We start from the raw sequence: 15,289 nt of genomic DNA on the forward strand, positions 1-15,289 counted from the left end.
ATTCCCTTAACGAATATCGCGAATTTGTCCGAGATGATGCTCCGCATGCCGGATATAATCTTCAAATAATTCGTCAAGTGTTAGCGAGGTACCGTCGGTGAGCACACATCGTTTCGCTCCATCCGATTCGGTGGCACTACGCAGCGCATTCAGGATCAACCCGTTAAGTTGATTCCACAACAGGAGAAGCTCCTCACGGTGATAGTAATGCTGATAGCCGTGGCGTTTCACCCAATCATCCTGCGCGTACCCATCAATTCTGATCGGCTCATCCGTCGTCAGAATCCGCATAAACCGCACATGGTTATTTGCCGCCGAATCGCACAAATGCCCGAGGATCTCCATCTTCGACCACTTCTCCGGCGACGGTTTATTCACAAAGCTTGCCTCGTCCATGGCGCTCACGACTCTCGAAAACTCCGCCAACAAAAGCTCCAATCGATCAAACGATTTGATCATCCCGCTCCCCCTCCTCGATTCGATAACGTAACCAATAACTCCATATTAGGCCAGAATACAGCTGGAAGTAAATGCCGATTTGCTAACCCTTGCCTAATCAAAAGAGGCCTGTCGTAACAGGATGAACTCCTGCTCCGACAGACCTTCCGAGATCCCTAAAGAGTTTATTTCAACTTCGCAACAGTGACGGCTACCTTCTCCATCTGGGTTTGGCTTATTTTGCCATCCGGCGAGCTTAGCGTCACGAAACGGTCATCCAACTTGAAGGAAAGCATCGGCGTTTCAGACGGAGTGTACCATTTCGCTTGAACACCGTTCGACAAGGTGATCGTTTTTCCCTCGTATTCGTAAGCATAATCCCGCGGGGATATCGAAACCGTCATATGATTAAAAATCAAGTTCACGCCATCATCCGAGGCGCCCACCAGCTTAAAGCCATCCCCTTTAGCCATTTGCTGGGGCGCATATGGCGTTTCGAAGGATTCGAATTTGGCGAACGCTTTGATGATCTCCTCCAACTGGGCTTTTGTATAGTTTACAGTGATCAAATCTGTATTGGATTCAGGGATTTCCGGGGTTTCCGGAGCTTTGCTCCCGATTTGCACCTGATGGAGGGTAGCGTCATAATTCACCGGAACCTTCAGCACATCCGCCAATGCCCGTACCGGCAAATACGTCGTTCCGTCGTAAGTGATTGGCGCCAACTGACGCCCTTGCCCGTCAACCGGGGCGTAGGTTTGACCGTTAACCTGGATGCCGATTTGGTGATTCAAATAAGCGGTGATTTTCTGCAATTGCGTTCCTGCGAAGACTCCTGCGGCTCCGGTAAAGGTCATGCCCACTACAGCGAAAGCCAAGATCGATTTTTTCATGTTGTTGTTCATATGGTTATTCCTCTCCTCACAATGTTCTTTTCAATTACTTAAACTCGATGACTTGAGTGACAAGCAGCGTTGTAGGATCATCCACCGTAATACCCAGCTGTTTACCCGATGGACTCCAGCTTAATGGGTATACCGGATGGGGGAGCGGCTCCGTGGACGCGTAATAGGGAGCGAGCGGCGACACTTGCCCTGAACCCGTGTCGAACAGATACACCCCGTTCATACCCGGTTTCTTCTCGGTATACACGTCGAACGCCAGTTTGTCGGACTCCGGAGACCAAGATACGTAGGAGATCAGGTCACCTTTGCCGATAAGCGTACCCTGGAGGGTGCCGGCCGAGTCGTAGATCAGCAGTTCGCTGCCTTGAAACGCTCCCGATTGGGTAACCGTAGACACGGATATATATTGGCTGTTCGGTGAGAGTTGGAAATCCCATACGTCGCGAATTAAGCTGACCGGCTTCGTCTGCCCCGGATCAAACACCTTCAATACCTGGTGGTTGTCGGTATAGTAGATTCGGCCGTGACTGACGCCAAACTGCGTAAATACCTCAACGTCAGGATCCTCCAGCGGAAGCTTCGTCACTTTCCCATCCGCCGCAGAGATTTGCCGGATCTCTCCGCGCCCACTCATAGAACCGGCGGCCAAAACATACGTATTCTCGTTAAGCCAGCCACCCAGTTCCAAGTAGTTGTCCCCGGGGATTTGAATCGTTTCGCCCGTCCCGCGATCTTTCACGAAATTGTCGGCAGTATATTTGTCCTTCCATTTTTGAATAAAGCTGTACCCCCCGTTTGGTGACAAGGTCTCTTTCACGAGCATATAGCCGTCCATTTGCTGTCCCTCCTCTCCCGCGGGTTTGCGCGTTTGGCCATTCACCAGGTTCAGGATTGAAGTCGCGTACTCGTATTGAGGTTCCTCAGTCGTCATCCCGGCTTTGACGAGTCGGATCGTTTCGATTGCCACCTCGTCTTCTGAAATCCAGGATTGAATGCTCGCGGCTTCAATCTTATGCGTTCCAGCAACGGTTACCTCCCGGCTAGCCGGTTGCCTCGGCGTGTGAACTACCGTTAACTGTCGCTTGGCTTTGGCTTCATCCGCTCCACCTCGGACGGGCGTCTGCTGCCCGGATTGGCGAGTGGCACCAGGGTCCACGACCGTCAGCCGGTCTCCGGTTGCTTGACATGCCGTTAAGGCGATGGACAACAGCGTTGCAGCCAACAGCGTGAACCCGTACTTCCCAGCGTGATGCTTCATCACAGGTACCTCCCGCGTTAGTGCCACAGGAGCTCCGAAGCGTTTCGGTTTCCCCTGTTGACCTAAGTATAGAAAAGAGTTATCACGTAAAAATATCCGACTTGTAACGTTCTTGTAACGTCTTTGCTAAATGTGAAAGTGCAGGCGATATGCACACGAATTTCGGAAAGTGGCCTTCAGATGCAAAAGTGCACGCAATTTGCCCGCGGATGTCGATAAATCGTCTTTCAGATGTAAAAGTGCCGTTTATTTTTGCCCAAAACGTCCTTAAAGTTAGAATCAGCTCCTACCGGATGCACTTTTACATTTGACTAGCTCGAAACTGGCACTGGGGCTAGAAATCAAATGCACTTTTGCAGTTGCTCCTTTCGCCTTGCCGCCGGACCCGACGACATGCCAAACAGCCCGGACCTCGATTAAGTCTGGGCTGAAACCGGCTGAATTAGCCGCCATCCTGAGGATCAGGACGCTCGAGCGGCAATTCGATGACAAACGTCGATCCCTCGGGGCCGGATGCAGTTAGTTTCACCGAACCCCGTTGCTTCTCTGCGAGGCTGCGAACTAGCGGCAGGCCAAGGCCTGTCCCTCCATGAACTCTGGCTCTGTCGCTGCTGACGGTAAAGAACGGATCAAAGATGCGAGGCCACGCTTCCGGTGGGATGCCGATGCCGGTATCTTTCACCGTAATTTGCATCCGCCCCGGACCGCCCGGTTCTGAGATCGCTTTATTGGATAGAAATACTTTGCCGCCGGGTTGATTGTATTTCACGCCGTTATCCAAAAGATTCATCACCATATGCATCATGTTATCCGAATCGGCCCAGACCTTGCCATCCTGCAAGGTTGTGACCAGTTCGATGCCTTGCTTCTCCGCTTTCGCTTGCAAGCGTAACGCCGCTTCCGTAAGCAATGGCTTCAGGTCGACCGAGGAGGCATGAGTTTCAAACTCGTAGACGTCCATAGAAGAAAGCTTCAACGATTTCTCAACAAGCGCGTATAATCGCTCGGCTTCCATCCCGATATGCCGGGCCGCCTCCTCCAGGAGCGCCGGATCGTCCCGATACATGTCCAACAGATCGGCGTAGGCGAGAATTGAGGTCAGCGGGGTTTTCAGTTCGTGACTGATGTTCCCGATGAACAGTTTCTGTTGCTGCTCCAGCTCCTGCAAACGGGTAACTGCCTCGAGCAGCTTGCTTTTCTCATCGGTCAACTGGGCGTGGGTGGTCGCGATTTTTCCGCTCATTTCATAGATCCCCTGCGCGAGTTCCCCAAGCTCATCCTTCCGTTGGACAGTAGGCTCACGTAGGTACTCCCCTTCTCCTATCCGCGTTGCGGCGCGATTTAACCGCGTGATCACATGAGCTTGTCGCCAGACAAAGAGGTAGCCGAGCAGAAATCCCCCAACCAGTACCGTCACACCCGCGAGCCAGAACAACCGCCGAATCCGCTCGTAAAAAGCCTGCTGTTCCGTGAGGGACACATGAAATTGCACCGTTCCCACCGATTCCTGATCGAATGCATAAAGAGGCGCTAAATACAGTAGCTGATCTCCTTCCGTGATATAGGCAGATTGCCCTTTGGCTGTATAACTTAGCGCATCCTGGACATCCACCTTGGGCTGAAACGGCAACGAGGTGCCCGCAAGCGACCCGTCGGTTTTATAAAGTGTGACCGGCAAGCCGCTTTCGGCACCCAAATCGACGGCAAGACCTTGGCCGCTTTGCTCCATGAACGCATCCGGAGCGGGCGAACCGCTCGTCAGCACTTCCTGGCGAACCCGGAGATTCGCGGACTCTGCCTCTGCGGCCAACGTTTGTTCCAGGCGCTCGCGCTGGTCCTCCCGGATGCCTGCCAACACCAGGACGCTAAGGAAGGCGATGACGGCAGCCAGCAGAATAGCGAGAAGCGCCGCTGCCTTCCCTTTGAGGCCAAATCGCCAAGTCCGTCGTTTCATGGCTGTTGCTCCGCGCTTTTATAGCCAATGCCGTACACGGTTTGAATCACATCGTTCCACTGACCCAGCTTCTTGCGCAGTCGCTGCACATGCATATCGACCGTTCGCGTGCCTCCGGCGAAATCCATGTCCCACACTTGCTCCAACAGCGCTTCCCGAGAATACACCCGCCCGGGATGTTCGGCGAAGAGCGCCAGCAAATCAAATTCTTTTGGCGTCAGGTCAATTAGGGTACCGCCAGCATAAACCGTCCGATTGAGTAGGTGAATCGTAAGTTCACCTAATCGAACGAGCTCCCGATCCTCATTGGGAGTCCCGGGGATTGTCTGTAAGCCGCGTCGCGCAAGCGCTTTAACTCGGGCGACAAGCTCTCGCATATCAAACGGCTTGGTCATATAATCGTCCGCCCCAAGCTCCAGGCCCAGCACTTTGTCGACGATGTCGTTCTTAACCGTCAACAACAGAATCGCCGGCCGCTGCGGCCGGGCTTCCAGTCTGCGGCATACCTCGTATCCGCTTAGCCTGGGCATCATGACATCAAGCACCATGACCTCCGGTCGGAACGAATCGACCCGGTCTAGCGCCTCTTCCCCATCCGCCGCCGTCTCCACCGTGTACCCTTCGCGTCGCAGTGCGTAGGACACTGCTCCGGAGATGCCCGCTTCGTCATCCACTACAAGCACTTTGGTCATGCGACAACTCCTTCTTGTACTACAAGCTTAGAAAGTAATGGTAAAACTCCGTATCCCGCTCGTATCCACTTTGTTCATACAATCGCTGAGCCCGGGCGTTGGTCATAGCCGTCGACAGCTCCAAGCCTTTGGCATCCGTATCCCGGGCATGGGATTTTGCTGCTTCCAGCAACAGCTTCGCCGCGCCTTGGTTCCGATATTCCTCCTGTACGTACAAATCGTTTAAAATCCAAATTCGTTTCATCGAAATGGACGAAAAGGAAGGATATAGCTGCGTAAACCCAACTGCCTTCCCACTGAGCGGCTCGACCGCCAAGAAAACGACGGATTCGCTCCGGCTTAGCCGGCTCTCCAAAAACAGCCGGGCTCCTTCCAGGTCCGAGGCTTGTTCATAAAATAAGCGATATTCGTCAAACAGCCGGGCTAATTGCTCCAGATGTCCAAGTTCCGCTTCATAAACGCTGACGGGTGTATGATTCATTGGCGCATCTCCTTGTTAGATGATGAATTCAATAGTCTAGCAGCCGGCGGAGCTGCCACTGCCGCTCCAGCTCAATCCTTGTCTTGGCGGTGTCCGCATCGTCCGCGGCAAGAGCCAATGCCTTGGCGGCGTAGGTGGCGCTATGCGGCGCATGCTCCGCCACATGCGCGGTCGCCGCACTGGCGGAGGCATGGCTGGCTTCGCGGGCCGCGTTATGCGCCGCAAACGCTGCCGCACGCGCCGCGGCCATGCTCACTTCGCCACGTACCCAGGCGCGGGCCGCTTGGATCGCCTGGCGCGGCCGCAAATCCCCTGGCCGCTCCGCCTCGAAGCAGGTCAGCACGCGCTCCGCGCATTCCGCCGCCCATAACGCCAATATCCGCAGATCCGTTTGCTCCGCATGATCCGCGATGGACCGCTTGATTTTCGCGTCGACAAACTTCCTGGATTTCAACGTGGCTTTTCTCCTTTCCCCAAACACAGCTAGTTGAACAACCCCCAATAGAAAATGAAAACGAGCGCCAAAATCACTGCAGCGGAGATGGCCAGCGTTTGGATGAGATTGCCGTATATTTTTTTGAGATGAAGATACGATTCCGTTAGGATAAAGAAACCGGCAAAGATCGTTACAACCATGCCCAAACAACGAATAAAACCAAAAATGAAACGAAACAGAAAAAAATCCGAGGCCGCAAAAGGAACCAGGCAAAATCCAATGCCAACCAAAAAGGCGTATAACAGGCTTTTCTCCTTATTCAAATCACATCACGTCCTTCGCTTATTCGGCTGCATTAGTATCCTGTCATATAATTTATATATGCCAAAGCCCAGCATAAATCCCGCCGCGTTCAGAATCATATCGTCGACGTCGAAGCTGCCTCTCTTCAGGACCAGCTGCAAGATTTCAAGGATCACGATTCCCAGCAAAAAAATTGAAAACAATCTCCTAAGACTCCCTCCTAAAACGACCGGCAGCAAGAGCCCAAAAGGGATAAACACACCGATGTTCCCGATCATATTCACGAGCCATCGGGCTGACATAAAATCACCTGCACGAAGAAATTGGCGGATCGTAAATAAAGGCTTCAAGTTGTACCTATAGGTATCATGCGGTTCTCGGCCGAAACCGAACAACATCCAGTAAATCAGCAGCAAGGAATATCCGACCAGCGCGCAGGCAGCCCACCGCCTATCCTGAGGTTTCACCATGCGCTACCTCTTTCCGATCTGGTCAAATAACAATTGATAGTACTCGTCCGAATTGGGCGTAAAATCCGTTAGACGCCATGTGGCCTGTTCTTCCATCAGGGTCCCGCTGGGGTCATCCACGTAAACTCCGGTTGACGTCAGTTGGTCGCGATCCCCACAGCGCAACTCCTGAAAGTCTCGCAAGCTAACCCAATAAAGCCCCGTCAGTTCCTCGGCCTGGATGCGGTAATCGACCAAAGGCTGTTCGCTTTCGTAGAGAAATACATGGTTAAACTCACGGTCGATCAAATGGGGGGAAATTAGATGCTCCTGAGCTACCTTGCCGATATAGGTCAGATCCTCAACCGGTACCGCTAGTCCGAGCTCCTCTTCCAGTTCGCGGACTCCGTCCCTTGCTTCTTCTCCAGCCTGGAGATGTCCTGCGCAGGAAGTATCCAGGAGCGAAGGGAACACGTCTTTATTCACATGACGCCGTTGAAACAAGAGATCGATTTCGCCCCTGGTATCCCGTTTCATAATCCAGCAATGAAAGGTTTGATGCCACAAACCTTTTGTATGTACCTCTTGTCTGGAGGCGGTGCCCAGCTTCCTCATCTCTATGGTGTAGAAGTCAAAAATTTCGGTTTCCCTCATGTTGTCCTCCAAGTCGATTCGTTCTCATGCCTCTGTTCTCATGGCCGATGTTCCGCCTCGAGAAGAATATCCTTATATAACACGGTGAGCTCGCGCAAAATCTCCAAGCTTTCCTCCGCCCGCTCCATCTCCAGGCCATGATTGGCACCGGGAATGGCCACAACCTGAAGCCGGCTTGATGCCTTCATGCGGCTTGCCATTTCAGCAGGAAACAAGTCGTCCTTCGTGCCGTAAACCACAACCGCTCGAGTTTCATGGATATACGGCAGCGTATCGGGAATCGGCGTCAAGTAAATATGCCGCTCCAGCGCCCAGTTTGCGATGGACTTCCCCGGCCACGACCGTGCCCAGACTTTTGCTGATGAACACCATCTCTTCATAATTGCCGGTCAGTTGACGCACCGCGTGTTCGCATTCCTCGACGACCTTCGGAATCTCCCGATATTCCAGCTCCTCTCGGGCTGCCTGATAACCGTACTCCAGCGCCAGGATATCATATCCGCACTCCCAGGCAGCAAGACCGGCATAGTGTAGCGTCGGCTTCTCGCAAGAGTAATTCTTCCCGGGGAACAAGACGACCAACTTCCGATTGGAATCTGCAACCTGAACGTATCTTACGTTGATCTCTGTATTCCAATGAAAGGGGAATTTCAGAAGGGTTGCTTTCATGCCTGCCACTCCTTTCGACTATAGGGGAACTTCAACACGATTATAGCTGAAACCGCTCCTGGATGATTCTTGCCACCTCGTCCGGGGAACAGGCGGTATTGTTGATTTTGATGTAATTAGCTTCTCCTATCTCGCCGTCCAAGGAGTTCAATCGATGTTTCTCCATGGTTTGAAGTAGATCCCTTTCGGAGCGCGCCAGATTTCTTTTACTTGCCTTATGCAGCAGACGATGCGGATCGCGGTTGCGGATCAGCCGTTCCTCCAGATCGGCCTCCAATTCAACGTAGAACACTTCACCGCCCTGGGATTCAAAAATCCGGCGGATATGTTCAACATATTCCCGGTCAGACGGGAGGTCAAACGCCCAGACATAGGTAAAAATCAGCCCGGGCAAGTCACTTTTCGCTACCTCTTCAAAGATTTCCTCCCGAAACAAACCAACCAGCCGTTTGCCGGCGGGAGACCCATAATCAAAAAAATGCGAGACCAGCTCAATCGTCATATGATTATGAAATAACTTCAGTCCAGTAAGCTTCTCCAGCTCCTGGCCTACCGTCATCTTTCCTACCGCCTGCGGGCCAAATATAATCACAAGCTTCATCTGCACCGTCTTCCCCTCCGTATAGAGTTCGACCCGGCTCGTCGTACACAGGAAGGCCGGGTCGTCTTGAAGTACTATGGGATGTTAGTTGCGTCGGGGCAGCTTGGCATCCAGATAGGTGGTCTTGCAATCGCTCCGCAGCATTTCCATATAAATCTCATCGAAGTACGTATCATTCATATAATAGCTTTGCGATCGGCGGCCGAAAACGCGGAACCCGGCTTTTTCGTAACATCGGATGGCCGGTTGATTGAACTCAAATACGCGCAGCATGATATTGTTGAGATTCAAGATTTTGAACCCGTATTCGCAAATGAGCTGCAACGCCTCGGTTCCATAACCCTGCCCCCGTTGGTCCTCATCACCCAAGAAGATCCCGACCTCCGCGACCCTGCGAATCGAGTCCATCGCAAACAAGGAGCAATTCCCAAGCAGTTGGTCATCGTCCATCCGAACGATCGCAAAATTTTGGCCCTCTTTGACCATGTCCTCCAGCAAGACTTGTTCTCGTTGCAGCCCAAACACTTCTCTGGAATTCCCCAGTCTGACAGACACGGAAAGATCATTGATCCACCGGGTATAGGTCTCTACGTCTTCTGGATTCACGGGGGACAGATACAACCTGGATCCCTCCAGCTTCTTGAAATACTTCATCGGTTATCTCTCCTTCTCTCCGCTCTTTCGATCACTTTCGTGCCGGCGACAACGTCGTGGCAAGTCTGGTTTCCCTTAGTGGAAAATAATATCACAAGATAAATCAACAGGATACCGTTAGGCAGGTAAATCCAGCCCGGGTGGGCCGGTATTTCCACACTCCACCAGGGTTCGGGCACCAGGATGATCCCATGGGTCATTTCCCAGGGAAACAGACGCACCGCCGTTCTGACCAAAGCCTGCCCAACATGGATCGGCTTGCCTTGATCGTCCGTGACGCGCAAACCCAGACATTTTTTGCCGAGCGTCTGTCCATAACGTCGCTCCATCAGGATGAAGTAACCCCATACGGGCAAAGACATCGTACCCAGCACCCAGAGCTCAACTTCGATCCCCTTGTCGAAATAGGCAAAGGGAAAGCCGGAAAACACAACGTTCACCAGCCCCTGCAAAGCGACCAAAACGGCAGCCAGCAGCATGAAATCAATCCAGTAAGCCAATAATCTCTTTAAGGCGAGTTTCATGTCTCACCTTCCGATTCATTTTTTATACAAGATACGCTTTACGTTCTTCGATTTGACTCCGATGATGCTGATCATGCCAAATAAAATCGCGCAGATAGGATTCAAACGTAAACTCCCCGTAGGTTCGGTTAAGCATCGCCTCATCCATGCCCTCAATCGCCTCGAGGATCAAGCAGCGATAATACACGGTAAGCTCGATTAATTCCGATTTTGATTTCGCGTGCCCAAACTCCACGGCCTCACGGTTAAATTCGTCAAAATCCAGCTCCTGCAACGAAAGGGGCTGATCCTGTGAGATGGGCTGGATAGCCCTCTCCCAGAAATATTTGTCCCACATCATCAAATGGCTGACCAACCCGTGGACAGACCACTTCCCTTCGTTAACGGGCTTCGCCCAATCCAATGGCTCGATGTCCCGGACATAACTTGTCCACGCGCGGAATTGGCTCAAAAGGTCATCTTTGACTGCTTGCATTGACATCCCCGATCCCCCTAATCAAACTCTCTTGATAAAATGGAATACTGATACGAATCCCGCCAACTTCCCTTGTGCCAGCGATGTTCCCGAAAATGCCCTTCATACTGCATCCCGAGCTTTTGCATCACTTTAGCGGAACCCACATTATCCGGCCGACAGGTCGCATAGATCCGGTGCAGTCCCAGCTCGCGGAAGCCCATGCGTACCATGAGCTTGGCCGCTTCCGTCGCGTACCCTTCCCCCCAAAATGTCCGATTGAAGCAATACCCGAGCTCGGCTTGCCTGTACCCCTCCAGGAACAAGCCGCACCCCCCAATCAATTGACCGGTCTCACGGATGACCACTGCCAGTTCATACGCTACCCGCGGCAGTTGCTCCTGCTTTTGGATCACTTGTCTCAAATAATCCTGCGTATCTTCCTCCGAATTCGGTCCCCAGAGCATATGCTCCACCACCAATGGATCAGAAGCATAAGCATGAACCGCCTGCTCGTCCTCCCACATAAATTCCCTGATCTGCAGACGTTCCGTGTTCATTAGCATCCTCCGTCCCCCATTCAGTTCAGTTTTAACGCCATATAATCCTCGTCATAATACTTGCCGTCCCATTTCAAGGCTCTTCGCTCGGTTCCGTAGGTCCGAAACCCTATCGATTCGTAGAGTTTGAGAGCCCTCCCGTTTGTAGATACGACCGCTAGATTGAGCTGTTCCAGCCCATCCAACTGCTTAGCTCTCGATAGGAGCTCCTGCATCAGCACCTGACCTATTCCTTGGCCCCGCATTCCGGGCGTGACGTACAAACCGAATACAGTTCCTTTATGCCGTGCTTTGGGGGAGCTTTCCCGAACAAAGGTAACGATGCCCGTTAACGTCCCATCTTCGTCGAACGCGCCCAGCACGAATCGGTCTTCGCTGGGTTTGATGCGATCCGCCACCGTGTCAGTCGAAAAAGCCGATTCCCGCTCGTAAGTTGATCCGAAAGCTTCCGGATGATCCTGCAAACCTCTCAAACGAAGGGTCTGATAGATCACAGCATCTGACGCCTCCAATATCCGCAGCTCCATACGATTCCTCCCGTTCTATCATGGGTTGATACAAGAATAACAGAACCATATCGATTTGAAAAACCTTCCAAAATAGGTGTTGTAAAACTAACCTTTAAATGGTAATCTATGTAATGATAGCGCTATCATAATAATCGAAACCGGTTTAGTATGAACATCGCACGTGGCAGGTTAGCCCAAACCATTCAATTTTTGAAAGGAGCGAATTCATGATGCTAAAACGCGGTAAACCGATTCTCCTCTTTCTGCTGCTCACCCTCTTGGTCGTCTTTGTGCCTGCACCCCAAATCTCAAGCGCGGCTCCAAACTGGAAACTGGTCTGGAGCGACGAATTTAATGGTTCCTCTCTCAATCGTGCTTACTGGACACCCGAAATGGGCACCGGTACGAACGGTTGGGGAAATAACGAACTCCAGTATTACACCGACCGTCCGCAAAACCTGCAAGTTACCGGCGGCAATCTGGTGATCACCGCCCAGAAGGAAAATTACGGAGGCAGAAACTACACATCCGCGCGAATCAAAACCCAAGGCTTAAAGAGCTTCACTTACGGCAAAATCGAAGCCCGGATCAAGCTTCCGACCGGACAAGGCCTTTGGCCGGCGTTCTGGATGCTAGGCGAGAACATCACTTCCGTTAACTGGCCTTATTGCGGCGAAATCGACATTATGGAACGCGTAAACCATAACGCGGTTGTTAACGGCACCGTGCATTGGGACGCGAACGGATACGCCTCTTACGGCCGGACTTCAGGCAATTTAGATTTTTCTCAATACCATACGTACACCGTTGAATGGGACTCGAGTTATATTCGCTGGTTCGTGGACGGTATCCAATATAATGAGTTCTATATCGCAAACGGAACCGGGAACACGGAAGAATTTCAGAAGCCGTTCTTCCTGCTGTTGAATCTTGCAGTCGGCGGCAACTGGCCGGGTAGCCCGGACGGGTCCACGCCATTCCCCGCGCAAATGCTGGTGGATTATGTACGCGTCTATCAGGACCAGGTCGGTACTTCGCCTACCCTTGAGAACGGCGCAGTCTATACCCTCGCTTCTAAAGCTAGCGGTAAGGTGATGGATGTGGTTGATGTCTCCACTGCAGACGGGGCCAAAATACAGCAATGGACCAACTATAGTGCCAGCAATCAGCGTTTCCGTCTGGATAGCACAGGCGATGGATATTACAAGCTGACAGCCATCCACAGCGGCAAGGTGCTGGATGTCCCAAGCGCAAGCACAGCCACCGGCGTGCAGCTGCAGCAGTGGACGGATAATGGTACGGATGCTCAGCGTTGGCGTATCGTTGATGCGGGCGGCGGATATTTCAAGCTGGTATCCAAAGCCAGCGGTTTGGTGGTGGATGTGTCCGGCGCTTCGACGGCGGACGGAGCAGCGGTGCAACAGTGGACGGATAACGGCACGGACGCGCAGAAGTGGATGTTTACGAAGGTGAATTAAACAGAAGCTTTAAAGGGGCGGCCGAGCTTCCGCCCCTTTTCAGGTTAGTTTATTTTCGGGAGGGAACGTTGGCTTCGGATGCTGGCTGGTATATGTCCGATCCCGAAAATTAGGCTGCAAGCCATAAGAGGATAAGAATGCAGCAGAAGTGAGGCACTCATGAAATACAGGACCGGCATGACCGCCATCGGCACCGGAATCCCCAACATCGACGTGTATAAGTAACGATACTCCCGTTCATTCCGAAGGTAGCGAATCCAGCCGCTGGCGTAAAACCCTAAGCTCAGGAGCATCATCACGAGAGCGATCCATTCAAGGCTCCCTTCCAAGCGTATCGCCGAGAACAAAGGGAGAACCACGACACCCACTCGTCCGATGCCTTCAGCGATTTGATAAATGTGACTTTGTTTGGTTTCTTTCAATCCGGGTATGGGCTGCGGAGGCCAAACCACAAACAACAAATTTGGGAGTAACACCGCTGCCGGGATGAGTAAACTGGACATATACACCATAGGATAAGCCTACCTTCTCTCCCCTTGCTTTTCATCCAGCATAGCAAAAAAAGATTTCCGGCGATGTGACTTGCCTCCCTTCGCTCAAGGGCTATCAACAATTTGAATGGAGTGATTTCGCCGAATCAGCTCTTCGATGAATCGCTTTTGATCCGCCGGTGAGATAACGACGCTGCCAAGGACACCGGTTCGGTAGTGGATTTCAATCGCATCACGCGAGGAGATGAGTCGATACCCTAACCAGATATTCGGATGGTACGTAATCCGAGTAATCTCCTCGAATCGAATTTTGGAACGGAGCATGCCTCCCTTAACGAGCAGCACATCCTCTTTGATCTCGTAGGAGATACCGATCGCGAGCCACCCCAGCAAGGCGGTCACGAGCACATCGGGTACGATTAGCCCCACAAGTCCTCCCGACGTTAATGCTTGCGGATCGAGAAGCAACGGCCATAGAATCACCAGATTTGCAACCAAAATCAATGCCGTCCAAAGGACAGTGAACAAAGGATCTCGTTTCGTTTTGAATCGCATAGCAACCCTCCTGCAATACAGGTTGAATTCATTCACTCGAAACTCCGCCGGGTTTACCTGGTAGTCGGTTTTCTCATTCGAATCAGGAATTTCTATTTATATCCAAACCTTACCCTCCTCATAACCGATTGCCATGAGATAATGGCAGAAGAACCGATTACATAGGAGGTTATGGATTGATAACGTACACGATTCGTCAAATGCGAAAACCGGACGATTATCACGCGGTCGCCGAACTAATTAACTTTATAGCATCAGAGCCGACGTCCGGGAAGTTGTTAGAGGAAGATGACGCCAAAATTCCGCCAGGCCAGTTGGACTATAACGAAGAGGGGAAGCTTACGGGCTGGGATCATCCCAAATGGGTTGCCGAAGATACGCAGGGTCAGATCGCCGCTTATGCCCATGTTTGGCGCGCTCCTTGGACGGAGCCGGGCGAGCTCATGTTCACCTTGGTGGTGCGGCCGGAAGTGCGAATGAACGGCGTTGGCCGTGCCATTTACAATGAAGTTGAACGTTGGTCTACCGAAGTCAAAGCCAGTCGCCTGACTAATTATATGAGGGATAACGATGCCGCTTCCTTGGCTTTTGCGGAACGCAGAGGTTACGTCCGGGAACGCCACACGTTCGAGCCTGTACTGGAGCTGGCGACATTCGATGGCGGTAATCTGCTGGGCGCGATTTCAGCAGCCCAGAACACCGGGATTGAATTCGTTACATTGGCGGATGAGCCCGGTGAAGCTAACGAACGAAAACTGCATGAGCTGTACCGGTCAACGCACCTGGATATCCCCGGATTCTCCGGAAGTTTTCCTTGGTTCGAAGAGTGGAAAAAATGGAGTATCGACCAACCCGGCGTTCGTCCCGAATGGATCCATATCGCCAAAGACGGGGAACGGTACGTTGGCGTCGTGACGCTGCAGCAAAACGAGCAAACGCAGGCGATGTACCACGAGTTCACCGGCGTGCTGCGGGAATACCGCGGCCGCCATATCGCTCTAGCCTTGAAGCTGCTGGCGATCCAGACGGCGGTAAGCTGCCGAGTGCCTTACTTGCGGACACATAACGATTCCATGAACGGTCCGATGCTGCGCATCAATCGTGATCTGCTTGGTTTCCGTGCCGAGCCTGGGAGTTATAAGATGGTACTGGAACGAAGTTACTAGTCGAGGAACTCTAAACCCGAGCAAAACGCCCCAACCTATGGATAGCTCTATCAAGGTG

Annotated in this window: 22 protein-coding genes; 2 read left to right on the forward strand and 20 right to left on the reverse strand. The window is 52.2% G+C overall.

The features are described from left to right. Nucleotides 1-6: 6 nt before the first annotated feature. The 18 genes from IM700_RS05860 to IM700_RS05940 all read right to left on the reverse strand — a co-directional run bounded on the left by IM700_RS05860 (nt 7) and on the right by IM700_RS05940 (nt 11,559). Complete coding sequence (locus IM700_RS05860) at nt 7-459, reverse strand: DinB family protein (protein ID WP_239483646.1); 453 nt, start codon at nt 457-459, stop codon at nt 7-9. Between the two features lie 164 nt (nt 460-623). Beyond that, a complete protein-coding gene (locus IM700_RS05865; protein ID WP_193415132.1) occupies nt 624-1,343 on the reverse strand; it encodes a hypothetical protein in 720 nt (239 codons plus the stop codon). A gap of 34 nt (nt 1,344-1,377) precedes the next feature. Next, the gene (locus IM700_RS05870) at nt 1,378-2,601 is read right to left on the reverse strand and encodes a WD40 repeat domain-containing protein (protein WP_193415131.1); all 1,224 of its coding nucleotides are present in this window, start codon (nt 2,599-2,601) and stop codon (nt 1,378-1,380) included. Between the two features lie 442 nt (nt 2,602-3,043). Further along, nucleotides 3,044-4,555: a sensor histidine kinase gene (locus IM700_RS05875; RefSeq protein ID WP_193415130.1), complete on the reverse strand. Its 1,512-nt coding sequence runs from the start codon at nt 4,553-4,555 to the stop codon at nt 3,044-3,046. Further along, on the reverse strand, nt 4,552-5,247 hold the full coding sequence (locus tag IM700_RS05880) for a response regulator transcription factor (RefSeq protein ID WP_193415129.1): 696 nt from the start codon (nt 5,245-5,247) through the stop codon (nt 4,552-4,554). Before IM700_RS05880 ends, IM700_RS05875 begins: the two co-directional genes overlap by 4 nt. Before the next feature lie 19 nt (nt 5,248-5,266). Continuing rightward, nucleotides 5,267-5,728 (reverse strand): GNAT family N-acetyltransferase, encoded by a 462-nt coding sequence (locus tag IM700_RS05885; RefSeq protein ID WP_193415128.1) that lies wholly within the window; start codon nt 5,726-5,728, stop codon nt 5,267-5,269. Between the two features lie 28 nt (nt 5,729-5,756). After that, entirely contained in the window at nt 5,757-6,182 is a 426-nt protein-coding gene (locus tag IM700_RS05890) for a putative immunity protein (protein ID WP_239483647.1), read from the reverse strand. A 29-nt stretch (nt 6,183-6,211) separates the two neighbouring features. Then, the gene (locus IM700_RS05895) at nt 6,212-6,487 is read right to left on the reverse strand and encodes a hypothetical protein (protein WP_193415127.1); all 276 of its coding nucleotides are present in this window, start codon (nt 6,485-6,487) and stop codon (nt 6,212-6,214) included. 6 nt (nt 6,488-6,493) lie between these two features. Next, nucleotides 6,494-6,937, reverse strand: a complete 444-nt coding sequence (locus tag IM700_RS05900) for a VanZ family protein (RefSeq protein WP_193415126.1) — start codon at nt 6,935-6,937, stop codon at nt 6,494-6,496. Between the two features lie 3 nt (nt 6,938-6,940). Continuing rightward, nucleotides 6,941-7,570: an NUDIX hydrolase gene (locus IM700_RS05905; RefSeq protein WP_193415125.1), complete on the reverse strand. Its 630-nt coding sequence runs from the start codon at nt 7,568-7,570 to the stop codon at nt 6,941-6,943. A gap of 38 nt (nt 7,571-7,608) precedes the next feature. Beyond that, nucleotides 7,609-7,860, reverse strand: a complete 252-nt coding sequence (locus tag IM700_RS23090) for an alpha/beta fold hydrolase (protein ID WP_239483648.1) — start codon at nt 7,858-7,860, stop codon at nt 7,609-7,611. Next, on the reverse strand, nt 7,823-8,239 hold the full coding sequence (locus tag IM700_RS05910; RefSeq protein ID WP_239483650.1) for an alpha/beta fold hydrolase: 417 nt from the start codon (nt 8,237-8,239) through the stop codon (nt 7,823-7,825). The genes IM700_RS23090 and IM700_RS05910 overlap by 38 nt, the downstream gene beginning before the upstream one ends. A gap of 40 nt (nt 8,240-8,279) precedes the next feature. After that, on the reverse strand, nt 8,280-8,840 hold the full coding sequence (locus IM700_RS05915) for a DEAD/DEAH box helicase family protein (protein ID WP_193415383.1): 561 nt from the start codon (nt 8,838-8,840) through the stop codon (nt 8,280-8,282). 84 nt (nt 8,841-8,924) lie between these two features. Next, on the reverse strand, nt 8,925-9,494 hold the full coding sequence (locus IM700_RS05920) for a GNAT family N-acetyltransferase (RefSeq protein WP_193415124.1): 570 nt from the start codon (nt 9,492-9,494) through the stop codon (nt 8,925-8,927). Then, complete coding sequence (locus IM700_RS05925) at nt 9,491-10,018, reverse strand: RDD family protein (protein ID WP_193415123.1); 528 nt, start codon at nt 10,016-10,018, stop codon at nt 9,491-9,493. Before IM700_RS05925 ends, IM700_RS05920 begins: the two co-directional genes overlap by 4 nt. Before the next feature lie 22 nt (nt 10,019-10,040). Continuing rightward, on the reverse strand, nt 10,041-10,499 hold the full coding sequence (locus tag IM700_RS05930) for a DinB family protein (RefSeq protein WP_239483652.1): 459 nt from the start codon (nt 10,497-10,499) through the stop codon (nt 10,041-10,043). 11 nt (nt 10,500-10,510) lie between these two features. Continuing rightward, on the reverse strand, nt 10,511-11,032 hold the full coding sequence (locus IM700_RS05935; RefSeq protein WP_336244883.1) for a GNAT family N-acetyltransferase: 522 nt from the start codon (nt 11,030-11,032) through the stop codon (nt 10,511-10,513). A 20-nt stretch (nt 11,033-11,052) separates the two neighbouring features. Then, a complete protein-coding gene (locus IM700_RS05940) occupies nt 11,053-11,559 on the reverse strand; it encodes a GNAT family N-acetyltransferase (RefSeq protein ID WP_193415122.1) in 507 nt (168 codons plus the stop codon). A 209-nt stretch (nt 11,560-11,768) separates the two neighbouring features. Here IM700_RS05940 and IM700_RS05945 point away from each other — a divergent pair, with 209 nt between their 5' ends. After that, the gene (locus IM700_RS05945) at nt 11,769-13,019 is read left to right on the forward strand and encodes an RICIN domain-containing protein (RefSeq protein ID WP_418888765.1); all 1,251 of its coding nucleotides are present in this window, start codon (nt 11,769-11,771) and stop codon (nt 13,017-13,019) included. A 44-nt stretch (nt 13,020-13,063) separates the two neighbouring features. On the opposite strand, the gene IM700_RS05950 is transcribed toward IM700_RS05945, so the two are convergent. Together IM700_RS05950 and IM700_RS05955 are read right to left on the reverse strand one after the other, a co-directional pair. Then, on the reverse strand, nt 13,064-13,441 hold the full coding sequence (locus IM700_RS05950) for a hypothetical protein (protein ID WP_193415121.1): 378 nt from the start codon (nt 13,439-13,441) through the stop codon (nt 13,064-13,066). Between the two features lie 174 nt (nt 13,442-13,615). Next, nucleotides 13,616-14,065 (reverse strand): PH domain-containing protein, encoded by a 450-nt coding sequence (locus tag IM700_RS05955; protein ID WP_193415120.1) that lies wholly within the window; start codon nt 14,063-14,065, stop codon nt 13,616-13,618. Nucleotides 14,066-14,241: 176 nt separating this feature from the next. Between IM700_RS05955 and IM700_RS05960 the strand changes: the two genes are divergently transcribed. After that, nucleotides 14,242-15,231 carry a GNAT family N-acetyltransferase gene (locus tag IM700_RS05960; RefSeq protein WP_193415119.1) on the forward strand — a complete coding sequence of 330 codons (990 nt, stop codon included), beginning with the start codon at nt 14,242-14,244 and terminating at the stop codon, nt 15,229-15,231. Nucleotides 15,232-15,289 lie beyond the last annotated feature (58 nt).

Source organism: Paenibacillus rhizolycopersici (genome assembly GCF_014947195.2).
Classification (GTDB): Bacteria; Bacillota; Bacilli; order Paenibacillales; family Paenibacillaceae; genus Fontibacillus; species Fontibacillus rhizolycopersici.